Below are 14,368 nucleotides of genomic sequence, written 5' to 3'. Positions count from 1 at the left end.
CCGCAGACCGCGGATGGAAGAAGGGCGCCTGATGGCGCCCTTTTCGTTCACACCTGCAGCAACCTGTCGCGGAGCTTCTGGATCTCGTCGCGCAGCTGCGCGGCGGCCTCGAACTCCAGGTCGCGGGCCAGCTGGTACATCTTCTCTTCCATCTGGCGGATGCGCTTGGTGATCTCGCTCGGCGAGCGCAGTTCGGCTTCGTAGCGCGCATGCTCCTCCGCCACCTTGGCCATGGCCTTGCGCTTGTTGCTGCGCGAGCCGGGCACGGTGGCGCCTTCGAGGATGTCCTGGACGTCCTTCTGCACGCCCCGGGGAACAATGCCGTTCGCCTCGTTGAACGCGATCTGCTTGTTGCGGCGGCGATCAGTCTCGTCGATGGCCCGCTGCATGGAGCCGGTCATGTTGTCGGCATAGAGGATCGCCTTGCCGTGCAGGTTACGCGCCGCGCGGCCGATGGTCTGGATCAGCGAGCGCTCGGAGCGCAGGAAGCCTTCCTTGTCGGCATCGAGAATGGCCACCAAGGACACCTCTGGCATGTCCAGCCCCTCACGCAGCAGGTTGATGCCCACCAACACGTCGAAGGCACCGGTGCGCAGGTCACGGATGATCTCGACACGCTCCACGGTGTCGATGTCCGAGTGCAGATAACGCACACGCACGTCGTGGTCGGCGAGGTAATCGGTGAGGTCCTCGGCCATGCGCTTGGTCAGGGTGGTGACCAGCACGCGCTGCTCCACGGCAACGCGCTTGCGGATCTCGGAGAGCAGGTCATCCACCTGGGTGGTGGCCGGGCGCACCTCGATCTCGGGGTCCACCAGGCCGGTCGGGCGCACCACCTGCTCCACCACGCGACCGGCATGCTCCGCCTCGTAGGGCCCGGGCGTTGCGGAAACGAAGATGGTCTGCGGGCTCATCGCTTCCCACTCGTCGAAACGCATGGGTCGGTTGTCCAGCGCCGACGGCAGGCGGAAACCGTACTCCACCAGGTTTTCCTTGCGCGAGCGGTCGCCCTTGAACATCGCACCGACCTGCGGAACGCTGACGTGGGACTCATCGATCACCAGCAGGGAGTTGGCCGGCAGGTAGTCATAGAGAGTGGGTGGCGCCTGACCGGGCTCACGTCCGGAGAGATAGCGCGAGTAGTTCTCGATGCCGTTGCAGTAGCCCAGCTCGACGATCATCTCCAGGTCGAAACGGGTGCGCTGCTCAAGGCGCTGGGCCTCCACCAGCTTGTTGTTGCTGCGCAGGTAGTCGAGGCGCTCCTTGAGCTCCTCCTTGATCTTGTCCACCGCGCCCAGGATCACTTCCCTCGGCGTCACGTAGTGGCTCTTGGGATAGAAGGTGAAGCGCGGCAACTTGCGGATCACCTCACCCGTCAGCGGATCGAAGGCCGACAGGCTCTCCACTTCATCATCGAAAAGCTCGACGCGGATGGCTTCGAGGTCGGATTCCGCCGGGAAGATATCGATCACATCGCCGCGAACACGGAAGGTGGCACGGGCGAAGTCCATATCGTTGCGGGTGTATTGCAGGTCCGCCAGGCGACGCAACAGCTCGCGCTGGTCGATCTTGTCGCCCCGATCCAGGTGCAGAACCATCCGCAGGTAGGACGTGGGGTCGCCCAGGCCATAGATGGATGAAACCGTTGCCACGATGATCGCATCGGACCGCTCCAGCAGCGCCTTGGTGGCGGACAGGCGCATCTGCTCGATGTGGTCGTTGATCGAAGCATCCTTCTCGATATAGGTATCTGAGGAAGGAACGTAAGCCTCTGGCTGGTAGTAGTCGTAATAGGAGACGAAATACTCGACGGAGTTGTTCGGGAAGAAGGCCTTGAACTCGCCGTAGAGCTGGGCAGCCAGCGTCTTGTTCGGCGCCAGTACGAGCGTTGGGCGCTGCACCTGGGAGATGACATTGGCGATGCTGAAGGTCTTGCCCGAACCGGTCACCCCCAGCAACGTCTGGTGCGACAGGCCCGCTTCCAGGCCCTCTACCAACTGGCGAATGGCTTCAGGTTGGTCGCCGGCCGGCTGGAAGCGGGTGACGAGTTGAAACTCTGACATGGCTGACCTCGGCAAAATGATGTGACACCCGCCCAGTGGCAGCGTCAAACCAGGCGAAAAGCTAGCGTACGTTGTCGCGGCACGCGACCTTGACCGCTATAATACCGGCCCGATTGCGCAACCCCAATGCACGATGCTCGCGGGGTTGCCAGGCCTCCAACTTCCTTCCTCTCGAGCAGCCGCATCATGAGTCTGTTTTCTGCCGTCGAAATGGCTCCGCGCGACCCCATCCTGGGCCTCAACGAAGCATTCAACGCCGATCCGCGCCCGACCAAGGTCAACCTTGGCGTGGGCGTCTACTACAACGAACAGGGCCGTATTCCACTGCTGCGCGCCGTTGCCGAGGCCGAGAAGGCCCGCATCGAAGCCCATGCACCGCGCGGCTACCTGCCGATCGAAGGCATCGCCGCCTACGATCTGGCCGTGCAGAAGCTGCTGTTCGGTAGCGACTCGGCGCTGATTGCGGACGGCCGTGTTATCACCACCCAGGCCGTCGGGGGCACCGGGGCCCTGAAGACTGGTGCCGACTTCCTCAAGCGCCTGCTGCCTGACGCCGTGGTCGCCATCAGCGACCCGAGCTGGGAAAACCACCGCGCCCTGTTCGAGTCCGCCGGCTTCCCGGTGCAGAACTACCGCTACTACGACGCGGCCAGCCACGGCGTGAACCGCGCCGGCATGCTCGAAGACCTCAAGGCCCTGCCTCCTCGTTCGATCGTCGTGATGCACGCCTGTTGCCACAACCCGACGGGCGTCGACCTGAACCTCGACGACTGGAAAGCCGTTCTGGAAGTGCTGCGCGAACGCGAGCACGTGCCCCTCCTCGATATCGCCTATCAAGGCTTCGGTGACGGCATCGAGCAGGACGCTGAAGCCGTTCGCCTGTTCGCACAGTCCGGCCTGAGCTTCTTCGTCTCCAGCTCCTTCTCCAAATCGTTCTCGCTGTACGGCGAACGCGTTGGCGCCCTGTCCATCGTCACGGGCTCCAAGGACGAGGGCAACCGCGTGCTGTCGCAAGCCAAACGCGTGATCCGCACCAACTACTCCAACCCGCCGACCCACGGCGCCACAGTCGTCGCCTCGGTGCTCAACAGCCCCGAACTGCGCGCACTGTGGGAAGAGGAACTGGGCGAGATGCGCCAGCGTATCCGCGACATGCGCCTGGCCATGGTCGAGCAACTGGCCGCCTTCGGCGCCAAGCGCGACTTCAGCTTTGTAGCCCGCCAACGCGGCATGTTCTCCTACTCCGGCCTCACCGCCGAGCAGGTAGAACGCCTGAAGAATGAGTTCGGCATCTACGCCGTCAGCACCGGCCGCATCTGCGTCGCCGCATTGAATAACAGCAACCTGGAAAGCGTCACCCGCGCCATCACCCAGGTACTGTGAAAAAAGCAGGAGAAGCTCAAGCCAAACGCTTGACTTCTCCTTCTTAATCAGTAGGATACGCGTCGTTGTTCCGCGATAGCTCAGTCGGTAGAGCAAATGACTGTTAATCATTGGGTCCCTGGTTCGAGTCCAGGTCGCGGAGCCAAATTCAAAGCCCTCGGCACATGCCGGGGGCTTTTTCGTTTAAGCCACTGGACTCTCCTAGGGACTTCGTCCCCGGTTATTCGGACCTTCGGCCCTCACCCTCCGTGGCCGCGCTGAAGCGCGTTCGACGTCCGTCAAACCCAGCACTACGGTTGCGGTAACGAACAAGCAATCAGCAAGGCACAAAAAAGCCGGCTATCAAGCCGGCTTTCTTCGTGTCACTCTCAACGCTTATTCAACACTGAGCCTATCACGGTTAGCCTCAAGGGTCTTGGCACCAATCCCCTTGACCTGCAATAGATCGTCTACTGACGAGAAAGCGCCATTGGCTTCACGATATTCCACTATCGCCCTGGCCTTCAGCTCACCGACTCCGATCATCACCTCCTGCAGTGCCGCAGCGTCAGCCTTGTTGATATCGATCTTCTTGCTGACCTGTTCGGCGGCAACCTTTGCCGGCTCGCTCTTGGGTGGTACCTCTGCAGCAATGGCAGAACCGGCGAAGCCGAGAAAAACGAACAACAGGGACAGAATCCGTACGAGGGTCATCACTTGAATCTCCATGTGACTAGCTTAAAGGGCGGTACTCCTAGATCCGCCGAGCCAAACTAGCCATTAGAGAGATGCGGTTCAATTCCACGCCATTGATGGATTCAGTCAAAAACTTCCTACTCAAGAGGGTAAATATTGGCAGTTTCCTGTAGGACCTCACGAATCAATCCATAGTCATCCGCTCGAAAACCTACATGCAAGCATGAGATCAGCTCGAAAGCTCACCGCTTGTCTTGGTGAAGATTGAGCGACCAAGAACAAACCATCATGACGAACATGGCCCGCCCTAACCGGCCGCATCATATTGATGCACTAATTAAACAGGTCAGCACCTCTAACGAGCAACCTTTAATACAAACCGGATGCCATGCTCCGCAAATCATTGAAAATCGCCTTCATGGTATCAAGAGCCCCGTACTTGCCATCTAGGTAACCCTCCATATAAACGGCGAATTCGACAGTTCCACGAAGTCTTATTTCTCGCCCTACATCAATGGTAACCTTCCCATTAACAATAGGGAGATAGACACTGGAGAAGGTTACACGCCGGCGCTCTTCTTGCCAGTCGATACCTCCGCCCCAAGCCTCACAATGAATAAAATGGTTATTATCAGGAACTCTCGCAAAAATCTGCGCATAGTTCATTCCGCCACTGCCCGCATCGATAGGTATATAGGCCTTCATCTTGACCAGCACCAATACATGAGTCGCTGTAGATGGAATTTTAGATGGATCGACTTTATAGACATACCTGACTTGGCTGGCGGTCTCCGCTGCAGGCGAATCCGAAAGGACTGGTTCAAGCTCATCGTATGCGATAGGGATGGCAGCGCTACCAGTCATAATCATGGAGTCATGCTTTGCCGGTGCTCCCGAAAACAAAAACAATCGGCCGCTTTTAGACTCACTCAAAGAGTAAAAGCCCAGAAAAAAACACAAGAAAAGCCAAAAATACTTCAATCAGCCCCCTTTCAAACGAATACCAGCCCATCACTGGCCCTGAACGACCATATCCAGAGCAGCAAAAGCCAATCAAGGCACACCAGACCGCAATCACATGAGACCCAACAATTAATCTGAGAACCTAGAGCCCATAGGAAAGGCCCAGTATAAATCAGCTCAATGTGCGCTTCGAATGCATCCAGTCAACTATTTCACCCTCTGGAGCATAACCAGAAACTGCCTCACGCAATAGCTGGCGTACGCGATCATAATCATCCTGCTCGACAGATTCGATCAAATTGACAATAACCTCCTTGAAAGCCTCCCACGGTAGATGCTCTTCATTAGCACGCATGATCATCGGATGGTCAGTAGGACTTACGTTGTCACCGATCAAGAGTTCTTCATAAAGCTTCTCACCAGGCCGTAAGCCTGTGAATTCGATTGAGATGTCCCCGTGGGGATTAGCCTCGGAGCAGACACTTAGCCCTGTTAGATGAATCATCTTCTCGGCCAATTCGGCAATCTTCACAGGCTGTCCCATATCCAGAACGAATACATCACCACCCTGACCCATTGACCCGGCCTGGATCACCAGTTGTGCGGCCTCGGGAATAGTCATGAAGTAGCGAGTTATATTCGGATGAGTGACTGTCACGGGCCCACCCTTACGAATCTGATCGTAAAAGCGTGGAATGACAGAGCCCGAGGAGCCCAGCACATTGCCAAAGCGCACCATGGTGAAGCGTGTCTTGTTTTCTTGGTGCAGTTGCTCTTCATCACCGAACAATACGGGCGCAACTTCTTGACTCAATGCCTGCAAAACCATTTCAGCTAAACGCTTTGTGCTACCCATGACATTTGTAGGGCGCACTGCCTTGTCAGTGGAAATCAGAACGAAGTGCTCAACACCGGCGCGCAACGCTGCCTGAGCCGTATACAACGACCCCAGCACGTTATTCATGACTCCTTCGGCGATATTGTGCTCCACCATCGGTACATGTTTATAAGCTGCCGCATGGTAAACGGTGTTGACAGCCCACACTCGCATCAACTCATACAGACGCTCCTGATTACGGACCGAACCGAGAACAGGGAACAACCGCACGCTGAGAGACTCCCTGCGTATCCGTTGCTCCAACTCCGTGTGAATGCTGTATAGATTAAATTCGCTATGCTCGAACAACAGTAATATCTTTGCATCGGTAGAAAGAATCTGCCGGCACAACTCCGAGCCGATGGAGCCACCCGCCCCTGTCACCATGACCACTTGGCCTCGAATGCAACGCTCGAACAATTCTTGCTGTGGCGGCACTGCGTCGCGCCCGAGAAGATCGGCGATGTCCACTTCCTGAACATCCTCTACCTTTACACGACCACTCGCCAAGTCCATGAAGCCCGGTACGGTTCGAACATGCAGCGGATATTGCTCCAATGTTTCCAGTACTTGCCGTCTGCGTGTACGACTTGCAGATGGCACAGCCAAAAGAATTTCTACCGCACCCGTTTCGTCGATCATCTGCTGAATGTGACCAGGCGAGTACACGCGCAGGCCTGCTATTACACGATTACAGATATTCTGATCGTCATCGATGAAAGCAACAGGCCGCATGGCACGCCCCATGCGGAGGGCTGCAGCCAATTGATTTCCAGCAGCTCCAGCCCCATAGATCGCAACTCGAGAAAGTCGGCTATCGAACCCACCGAATCTGGACGGCTGCTCAGGCGAAAACCAGTTGCCCACGAAATAGTGACGCATGCATAGCCGCAAACCACCGATCAACATGATGCTCAACCACCAGTAATTCAGCACCATGGATCGAGGAATCATTGCGGGAGCATCTCGATACCAGTACACCGCCAATGCCAAGACCAAGGCAGACAAACTCACAGCCTTAACAATAGCGAGAAGTGCGTCATTCCCCAGATAGCGTGTGACGACTCGGTACATACCAAAACGAATGAACAGCGGTATGGACACCAATGGTGCAGCCAAGAACAACCATAAGTGCCCACTGAATGGAAAGATATTGTCCATGTCCCCGAGGCGTATCACGAATGCCAACCACAAGGCGACCCACAGCAACACAACGTCCATGAAGATCTGGATTGATCGCTTGTAACGACGCGGCAAGCGCAGCATGCGTTCTCTGAGTTTGTCAGCTAGTCTCAACACAACAACGGCACCATATCCTTCAAAAAGCCTGGTTCTGCGCTGGCAGCCCCAAGCAAAGTCCTGCAACTGAAGCGATCTCATCGACCACTACGCACACGTTTCCACACCATCGTGCCGTCCGCAACCGACAACGAATGAACTGTCCACTCTCGTAAAGTGCCAGGTCTGGCCAGACACTCGCACTTTCGTGCATGACGCAACCTGTGGCTTGATGGCTAAGGAGACTCCGCCCCCAACCGCATCATTTGATCTCGAGGTCTTGCCGCATAACAGCTTGAGGCGGGTGGGAGCAGGCAGCTAAACATGACACGCCACCAAGCAGCCACCCTCCACTTCCCACAGGCAGAAGCAATATTTCTCAGAGAGGAACACAGTCCTCTCTCCTCACCCCATCAAAACTTCGCAAAAATCTTCTTAGCGGTATCTATCACACGATCCTGCTCCCGCTCTGTCATATTGGATCCGGAGGGCAGGCAGATGCCATGAGCGAAAATATGATCGCTGACGGAATAATCCTCATCATGAGGAAAATAAGCACACCCTTCGAAAAGCGGCTGCAGGTGTAGCGGCTTCCATATCCTTCGTGCCTCAATACGATGCTCCGCCAGTCGCTCGATAAAGCGCTGAACATCAACACGGCCCTCAGAGTCAAAAACGCCGCAACTAAGCCATCGTGTCGAGCGGCCAAAGGAGGCCTCAGGCATCCACTGAAAGCTCTCTCCACCGATGCCACTGTCGCGATATCGTTCGAACACCGCACGTCGCTGGCCAACTCGCTCCTCCAGAACGCGCAACTGCCCACGACCTATACCAGCCAGGACATTACTCATACGGTAATTGAAACCGGCACTCGTGTGCTGATACCACGGTGCTGGATCTCTAGCTTGCGTCGCAAAGAAGCGTGCTCTCTCAATCAAAGCTCGATCATCCGACACCAACATCCCCCCTCCGGAGGTAGTGATGATCTTGTTGCCATTGAACGAATAGATACCGAGCTTACCGAAAGTACCACTGGCTCTGCCTTTGTAACTGGCACCTAGAGACTCAGCAGCATCCTCGATCAGCGGGACATTGAACTTGTCACAAATCGCTACGATAGGATCGAAATCCGAGCTCTGCCCATACAGATTGACGACAATCACAGCCTTTGGAAGACGTCCATCCCGAGCAGCCTGCTCAAGGCCACGCTGCAATGCTGCAGGTGACATATTCCAGGTTTCAGGCTCGGAGTCGATGAATACCGGGACAGCCTTCTGATAGAGAATAGGATTGGCACTGGCGACAAACGTCAGACTGGAACAGAACACACTATCCCCTTCATTAACCCCCAGAAGGATGAGTGCGAGGTGAATAGCGGCGGTGCCCGAACTCAACGCCGCCGCATGGCCAACGCCAACTTTCTCCGCCAGCTCTCGTTCGAAAGCATCGACGTTGGGGCCAAGAGGAGCAATCCAGTTAGTATCGAAAGCCTGGTTGATGAAGGAGAGTTCCTGATCCCCCATATGCGGCGTCGACAAAAGAATAGGCGACTCAAGGTCGCGAGCACGTAGCAGCTCTATTGGACGCCCGAAGTCATCAAGCACGGGGATATGATTGACATCATTTTGCTTCATCAGATCGAGAGCCAGCTCTCGGTCCGTCCCATCTTGCACCGTAATCGGCGTCTTCTCTGGAAGCTCGAACTGCACCTCCTCCAATGCGGTACCAGCCAGTAACAAGCGGCGAAGATCACCATCGGTAACGGTCCGAACCAAGCGGCCACTTCCATCTACCAATAGCAGAATTTCTGCACCGCCCTGATCCATGCGAGCAAGCAGCTCCCTCAAAGAAAGCCCTTGGTGAATAATGACGCGCTGTAACTCAATCATCACAAAGAAATCCTAGCAGGAACACCAACCAAAACAGCGCCTGCAGGTGCGTTGCGTGTAACCACCGCCCCGGCACCAACACGCACGCCATCTCCAATGCAGATACCAGGCAAGATTACCGCCCCACTGCCTATGAGAACTTCATTGCCAAGCGTAACGCCCCCACCCAATGTGGAATTCGGAGCGATATGGCAACACTCACCAACCCTGCAATCATGATCAACTATTGCACCATGGTTGATAATTGTAGATCGACCAACAATTGCATCTGGCCCAATAACAGCATACGCAGCAACGAAACAGCCATCGGCCACTTGGGCGCTTACTGCAACGCTTGAGTGGGGATGTATAACAGTAAACCAACCTAGAACTTGATTATCAAACGTCGCCAGCAGTCGTCGCCGAGTTAAATTTTCCCCAATGGCTAAATGACCGTAGAACGAAGAGCCAGTCAGAACAGGCTGCAACTCAATTGCATGATCGAGCAGTATCTCACCCACTCGAGAAGAATTATTATCGAACAAACGGACAGTACGCCCGTTCCGAACATAGGCATCCAGCACGACTTTGCCATGCCCGCCGGCGCCAAGAATAAAGTACTCAGTATGCATTGCACTTGAGCAACAAGTCGCGGTTCAAGGGAAGTCTTTCGAGCAGGTCAGTAATACGCAAACCAGCAGCACCATCTCCATACACATTTCTTACGGCAACTCTCCCTTTGGCCAAGACTTGGACCAGCGCGCGCTGTATTGCGGTTACATCAACCTCGACATCCACCACGTTATCACTCCGCTCCCGCCCTAATTGACGATTACCGACATTGACCACTGGGGTATGAAAACTGGCTGCTTCGATGATGCCGCTGCTGGAGTTCCCCACCATTACGTCAACAATCGACATCCAACGGCAGAAGTCGTCTCGCTGCAAATGATCGACCACTCGCACACCGAGAGCTGGATCTGACAAGACCGCGCGAATAGCTTCCCCACCAGCATCCGCATTGGGCATCAGCACCAGTGCCTGAAGATCGTCCACCAGACGAATGCCTTCGAGCAACGTTCGCATCTGCCGGTCAGCAAGCTCTGCGTGCTGCACTACCGGGTGAAAGATAACCAACGCAATAGGGAGTGAGGGATCAAATCCATACCCCTGCGCTATCTCGTCACGCACAGGTAACTGAATATCAGCAAGACCGTCGAGCCCGGGCGCCCCTGTAACGAAAATGTTCTCTTCTCGTTCCCCCATACGAAGCAGTCGCTCACGCGCACCAGCTGTCGCAGTGAAGTGGTAGTGTGCGAGTTTGGATATAGCGTGGCGTACAGGCTCATCGACAGTACCCGAGCGCTCTCCTCCGTGAATATGAACAATCGGGACATTCAGATGAAGTGCGGCAATTGCTCCCGCCAGCATCTCACCCCGATCGCCCAGCAGCATCACCACATCGGGTCTCCACTGCTCGAACGCCTCGACCATCCCAAGGATCTCCACGCCAATGGCCTTTGCCATGGCGGAACCGCTATCGGAGCGAAGCTCTACAGGCACACGGGCAACTATCGAAATACCGCAGGACTCAACTTCACGGATAGTATCTCCGTACTGCGAGTCCAGATGCATACCCGTCGCTAGGATTCCTAGCTCCAAGCCTGGACGGCCATGAATCATGAGCAAGGAAGAACGCATGAGGCCAAAGTCAGCACGGGTTCCAGTGACATATAGGATACGGCGCATTAGCTTAGCATTTCCCATTGGAGAGTCGTTCCGCTAACCATGGACTCACCAAGGGTTTGACCTATTACCTGATCCAGGGCAGCAGGCGGAATTCCGTTACCCGGGCGCAGCAGGCATAAATCCTGAGCGCTCAAAGTCTCCCCAGCCTTAACATCGCGCGCCAATGAAACGCTGCGTCGTACCAATGCTCGAACAGGTAGTTCAGATGTCGCGGGGGCCTTGATACTGGAACCCAAAGCCTGCTCGGTCACACGAATTTGCGCCACCAACTGTGCAAGCTCATCAGGATCAAGCGAAGCTTGATGGTCTGGACCAGGTAGCGATTTATCCAATGTAAAATGCTTCTCGATTACCGTAGCGCCAAGCGCTACCGCTGCGGTTGAAACAGCCACCCCTAGCGTATGGTCCGAGTAACCGACCGGCAGACCAGTTGCCTCGGCGATCGTATTCATTGCTCGAAGGTTCACATCCCGCGCAAGCGCTGGATAATTGGAGGTGCAATGCAGAACGCACAAGACACTGGACAGCGCCTCCGTCAGACCGGCACTCGTCCGAGCCTCTGCAATCGCCGCTACAGCTTCCACAACTTCATCAAGAGATGCCATTCCAGTTGAAAGAATCAGGGGAACATTCTTTTTTGCCAAAAAGCGCAGAAAGGGCCAATTGGTTATTTCACCGGAAGGTATCTTGATTCGCCGCATGCCGGAAGCAAGTAAGAAATCAGCAGCCTCTTCATCAAAAGGGGTCGACATGAATTCGATCCCGAGCTCCGAGCAACGCAAGATCAGAGCATCGTGTAACTCTGGAGACATCTCCAACTGCTTGAGCATGTCAAACTGGTCACCTTCACCTGTAGCGCTCTTTTGATAAGCCGCTTTCTCTGCGCCACGTCGAACAAGCTTTTCCGCAGTAAAAGTTTGAAACTTTACCGCATCAGCACCGCAGCGGGCAGCGGTCTCAACGAGCTTAATAGCCAGTTCTGGCGAACCATTATGATTGACACCAGCCTCAGCGATAACGAAAGTACTATTCATGCTCACCAGACCGTTAAACCGCCGTCAACCACTATATTTTGCCCTGTCACATACCCAGCCGCATCTGACAGCAGATAAATAAGAGCGCCAACCAAATCATCTGCTTGTCCCATACAGCCGAATGGAACCCGCTGGGAATAACGATCAACGAACACTTGATTCTGGCCGCTTTGAATGCCGCCAGGTGTAAGCGCATTGACGCGAACGTGGCGACTCCCCCAGTAGGAGGATAAATAACTGGTCAGCCCCCATAACCCCGCCTTGCTCGCACTATAGACCGCAGGGGTATTGATCGCTCGCCCTAGATATTCAGAGCCTTCGTATATTCGCTGATCAGGCGCAGCAATACCGTATATAGAAAGAACATTGACGATACTGCCATAGCCTTGGAGCGCCATGCGGCCTCCAAACTCCTGACAGCAAACGAACGCCCCCTGTAGATTAACGGACATGACATGATCCCAATCCTCCAGCGGGAACGTCTCAAACGGCTCGAAGAAATTCTCACTTTTAGTCGCGGCATTATTGAGCAGCCCATCTATACGACCAAACTGCTCAAACACCGCATCATGGACCAAGCGCAGCGCTTCTCTGTCTCTAATATCAACGCAGTGAGTAGTCAGGCGCGTCGACAGTTGCCGCTTCGTAAGCTCTGCCAATGCTTGACTATTGGAGTCAAGCCCAATCACCTGGGCGCCATACTCAAGCAACGCATCGCAAAATCTGCTACCAAGTATGCCTGCCGCACCGGTTACGACAATAACTTTCCCTTCAAGGGAGAATCTATCCATTATTCACCTCCGCATCACGTGCAGACAGAAGCATCTCGACTATCTTGAAATCCAACGGACTATCAATATCGATTGATCGCTCCCTCGGCATCACATGAAGCTTAAGCGCTCCATTCCAAAGCCCCTTGGCGAGCGTCTCACGATGCCAAACGTAAATAGAGGCATTCATCGAATAAACTGAAGGTGCTAGCTGACGAGCAACGACTCCACCCGTGGTATCGCAAACCAGCCCTAAAAGCCCTGATTCTTTGTACTCCACCATATTGAAATATGGATTCTTCTCCGACTCGAATGCAGTTATGACCGCGTCGGTTTTATTATCCAACAGGCTTATGCAAGCCTCGATATCAGAAATAAGCCTTAAAGGAGAAGTAGGATCAAGGTCAACAATGCGATCAAAAGGCCCTACATTTTCGAGAACCCAATCGCATAGGTGTTGAATTACAGGAATTTTAGCGGCGGTACTTGTCGCCAACTCGGCTGGACGGAGAAACGGGACAATTGCCCCATAAGCACGGGCTACTTCGGCGATTTCAGGGCAGTCTGTTGACACATAAACAGATTCGATTTGGTGTACCGATAGCGCCTGCTCAATGGTGTAGGCGATAAGCGGCTTGCCTTTGAGAAGTGAAATATTCTTTCTCGGCACGCCCACAGAGCCGCCTCGAGCACAAATGGTAGCGATAGTTCTCATACGCCATACCGTGATAAACGAGTTGAATTAGAGCTAAAAATCAGCTCCAAAGCCGAAATACCATTTTCAATACCTTGCGATGTCACAGCTTGCTCATCGATTGCCCGCAGAAGCTCGGACATCGCTGCTACATAGGTCTGAGAAATATCGAATGCATCTGGCCCCAGCGGTGCTGCAGTGGATCCCTTATCCGTTGTCACGCGAAGCGTTCGACTGGGCAAGTCCCACTCAGCGGTGCTTTGGTCGCCAACGATTCGATAACGCCTAAATGGTGAGCGACTTACATAATTGACATGTACAGAGACGAGCGCACCCAAGCGAGACTTCATCAAAAAAGAAGCTGAGTCTTCAACATCGATCTCAAGCGCTGAAGCTTTCGCGAAAATGGCTTGTATGTCGTACAACTCACCCAGCATCCAGCGCGCAGAATCAAGCTCATGAATAAGGTCTAGAGCAACTCCGCCACCTAAGCTTCTTCTCGCACTGTAAGAGGTCCTGTAGTCAATGTCGGGCCGCCAGTCTGGCAGCCATTGTCCAGCCTCGAAGCTAGCGTGAACAATATTCCCTAAGTCACCACTCTCAACCAGCTTCCTTAGCGCTTGTAGAGAAGGCAGAAATCGAAGATTACAACCGACGATGTTCGGCGGCAGTATTTCATGCTCACCAATGCAACGCTTGAGTGCGCCCAAGTCTTCAGCCGAAGACACAACAGGCTTTTCAGCGTAAAAAGGAATGCCTTCTCCGATAGCGACCTCCAATAACGGCAAGTGCAAAGCACTGGGATTGGCAATTACCATCAACTGAGGTCGCTTACTAATGGCCTCAGTCAGGCTAGAAGACACTGTAAAAAAAACGCCCTCATCAACCAGGTTCGATCTCGGAGGTCGCTCTCGCAAAACATCGAAGCGCACGTCTGGACGAAGCGCTTGGATGGTTCGCATATGCCTTCTGCCAATTGATCCGGTACCGATTACTAAAACTCGCATTCGCAGG

12 protein-coding genes and 1 tRNA gene are annotated in these 14,368 nt (G+C 54.6%); 2 read left to right on the top strand and 11 right to left on the bottom strand.

All coding sequences use genetic code 11. The features are described 5' to 3' along the window. Positions 1–47: 47 nt before the first annotated feature. Positions 48–2,063, bottom strand: coding sequence for an excinuclease ABC subunit UvrB (gene uvrB, locus RTW82_RS11510; protein WP_184490656.1), 2,016 nt, complete (start codon positions 2,061–2,063; stop codon positions 48–50). A gap of 186 nt (positions 2,064–2,249) precedes the next feature. Here uvrB and RTW82_RS11505 point away from each other — a divergent pair, with 186 nt between their 5' ends. Together RTW82_RS11505 and RTW82_RS11500 are read left to right on the top strand one after the other, a co-directional pair. Continuing rightward, the gene (locus RTW82_RS11505; RefSeq protein ID WP_316925153.1) at positions 2,250–3,446 is read left to right on the top strand and encodes an amino acid aminotransferase; all 1,197 of its coding nucleotides are present in this window, start codon (positions 2,250–2,252) and stop codon (positions 3,444–3,446) included. Between the two features lie 69 nt (positions 3,447–3,515). Then, positions 3,516–3,591 (top strand) — tRNA-Asn (locus RTW82_RS11500). Positions 3,592–3,821: 230 nt separating this feature from the next. Here the strand turns inward: RTW82_RS11500 and RTW82_RS11495 are convergent. The 10 genes from RTW82_RS11495 to RTW82_RS11450 all read right to left on the bottom strand — a co-directional run bounded on the left by RTW82_RS11495 (position 3,822) and on the right by RTW82_RS11450 (position 14,361). Then, positions 3,822–4,139 (bottom strand): helix-hairpin-helix domain-containing protein, encoded by a 318-nt coding sequence (locus RTW82_RS11495; RefSeq protein WP_316925152.1) that lies wholly within the window; start codon positions 4,137–4,139, stop codon positions 3,822–3,824. Positions 4,140–4,490: 351 nt separating this feature from the next. Further along, positions 4,491–4,991 carry a hypothetical protein gene (locus tag RTW82_RS11490; protein ID WP_316925151.1) on the bottom strand — a complete coding sequence of 167 codons (501 nt, stop codon included), beginning with the start codon at positions 4,989–4,991 and terminating at the stop codon, positions 4,491–4,493. Between the two features lie 265 nt (positions 4,992–5,256). Next, positions 5,257–7,227 (bottom strand): nucleoside-diphosphate sugar epimerase/dehydratase, encoded by a 1,971-nt coding sequence (locus tag RTW82_RS11485; protein ID WP_316925243.1) that lies wholly within the window; start codon positions 7,225–7,227, stop codon positions 5,257–5,259. Between the two features lie 425 nt (positions 7,228–7,652). Continuing rightward, the gene (locus tag RTW82_RS11480; RefSeq protein ID WP_184490652.1) at positions 7,653–9,128 is read right to left on the bottom strand and encodes an aminotransferase class I/II-fold pyridoxal phosphate-dependent enzyme; all 1,476 of its coding nucleotides are present in this window, start codon (positions 9,126–9,128) and stop codon (positions 7,653–7,655) included. Continuing rightward, complete coding sequence (locus RTW82_RS11475; protein WP_316925150.1) at positions 9,128–9,739, bottom strand: acetyltransferase; 612 nt, start codon at positions 9,737–9,739, stop codon at positions 9,128–9,130. The genes RTW82_RS11480 and RTW82_RS11475 overlap by 1 nt, the downstream gene beginning before the upstream one ends. Beyond that, the gene (neuC, locus tag RTW82_RS11470; protein WP_316925149.1) at positions 9,729–10,856 is read right to left on the bottom strand and encodes a UDP-N-acetylglucosamine 2-epimerase; all 1,128 of its coding nucleotides are present in this window, start codon (positions 10,854–10,856) and stop codon (positions 9,729–9,731) included. The genes RTW82_RS11475 and neuC overlap by 11 nt, the downstream gene beginning before the upstream one ends. Then, positions 10,856–11,890: an N-acetylneuraminate synthase gene (neuB, locus tag RTW82_RS11465; protein ID WP_184490649.1), complete on the bottom strand. Its 1,035-nt coding sequence runs from the start codon at positions 11,888–11,890 to the stop codon at positions 10,856–10,858. The genes neuC and neuB overlap by 1 nt, the downstream gene beginning before the upstream one ends. A 2-nt stretch (positions 11,891–11,892) precedes the next feature. Next, a complete protein-coding gene (locus RTW82_RS11460) occupies positions 11,893–12,681 on the bottom strand; it encodes an SDR family oxidoreductase (RefSeq protein WP_184490648.1) in 789 nt (262 codons plus the stop codon). Further along, positions 12,674–13,375 carry a cytidylyltransferase domain-containing protein gene (locus RTW82_RS11455; RefSeq protein ID WP_285962267.1) on the bottom strand — a complete coding sequence of 234 codons (702 nt, stop codon included), beginning with the start codon at positions 13,373–13,375 and terminating at the stop codon, positions 12,674–12,676. The genes RTW82_RS11460 and RTW82_RS11455 overlap by 8 nt, the downstream gene beginning before the upstream one ends. Next, positions 13,372–14,361 carry a Gfo/Idh/MocA family oxidoreductase gene (locus tag RTW82_RS11450; RefSeq protein ID WP_316925148.1) on the bottom strand — a complete coding sequence of 330 codons (990 nt, stop codon included), beginning with the start codon at positions 14,359–14,361 and terminating at the stop codon, positions 13,372–13,374. The genes RTW82_RS11455 and RTW82_RS11450 overlap by 4 nt, the downstream gene beginning before the upstream one ends. Positions 14,362–14,368 lie beyond the last annotated feature (7 nt).

Origin of the sequence: Pseudomonas sp. zfem005 (genome assembly GCF_032621735.1) — a bacterium.
Lineage (GTDB): Bacteria > Pseudomonadota > Gammaproteobacteria > Pseudomonadales > Pseudomonadaceae > Metapseudomonas > Metapseudomonas solani.
This window is presented reverse-complemented; position numbering and strand designations above follow the sequence as displayed.

What these genes read in the sequence shown, in the direction of transcription:
- RTW82_RS11475 (WP_316925150.1), bottom strand. Translation starts at nt 9,739, where the DNA reads ATGCATACTGAGTACTTTATTCTTGGCGCCGGCGGGCATGGCAAAGTC.
- RTW82_RS11485 (WP_316925243.1), bottom strand. Translation starts at nt 7,227, where the DNA reads ATGCTGCGCTTGCCGCGTCGTTACAAGCGATCAATCCAGATCTTCATG.
- RTW82_RS11480 (WP_184490652.1), bottom strand. Translation starts at nt 9,128, where the DNA reads ATGATTGAGTTACAGCGCGTCATTATTCACCAAGGGCTTTCTTTGAGG.
- RTW82_RS11450 (WP_316925148.1), bottom strand. Translation starts at nt 14,361, where the DNA reads ATGCGAGTTTTAGTAATCGGTACCGGATCAATTGGCAGAAGGCATATG.
- RTW82_RS11455 (WP_285962267.1), bottom strand. Translation starts at nt 13,375, where the DNA reads ATGAGAACTATCGCTACCATTTGTGCTCGAGGCGGCTCTGTGGGCGTG.
- RTW82_RS11490 (WP_316925151.1), bottom strand. Translation starts at nt 4,991, where the DNA reads ATGATTATGACTGGTAGCGCTGCCATCCCTATCGCATACGATGAGCTT.
- RTW82_RS11460 (WP_184490648.1), bottom strand. Translation starts at nt 12,681, where the DNA reads ATGGATAGATTCTCCCTTGAAGGGAAAGTTATTGTCGTAACCGGTGCG.
- RTW82_RS11495 (WP_316925152.1), bottom strand. Translation starts at nt 4,139, where the DNA reads ATGACCCTCGTACGGATTCTGTCCCTGTTGTTCGTTTTTCTCGGCTTC.
- RTW82_RS11505 (WP_316925153.1), top strand. Translation starts at nt 2,250, where the DNA reads ATGAGTCTGTTTTCTGCCGTCGAAATGGCTCCGCGCGACCCCATCCTG.
- neuB (WP_184490649.1), bottom strand. Translation starts at nt 11,890, where the DNA reads ATGAATAGTACTTTCGTTATCGCTGAGGCTGGTGTCAATCATAATGGT.
- uvrB (WP_184490656.1), bottom strand. Translation starts at nt 2,063, where the DNA reads ATGTCAGAGTTTCAACTCGTCACCCGCTTCCAGCCGGCCGGCGACCAA.
- neuC (WP_316925149.1), bottom strand. Translation starts at nt 10,856, where the DNA reads ATGCGCCGTATCCTATATGTCACTGGAACCCGTGCTGACTTTGGCCTC.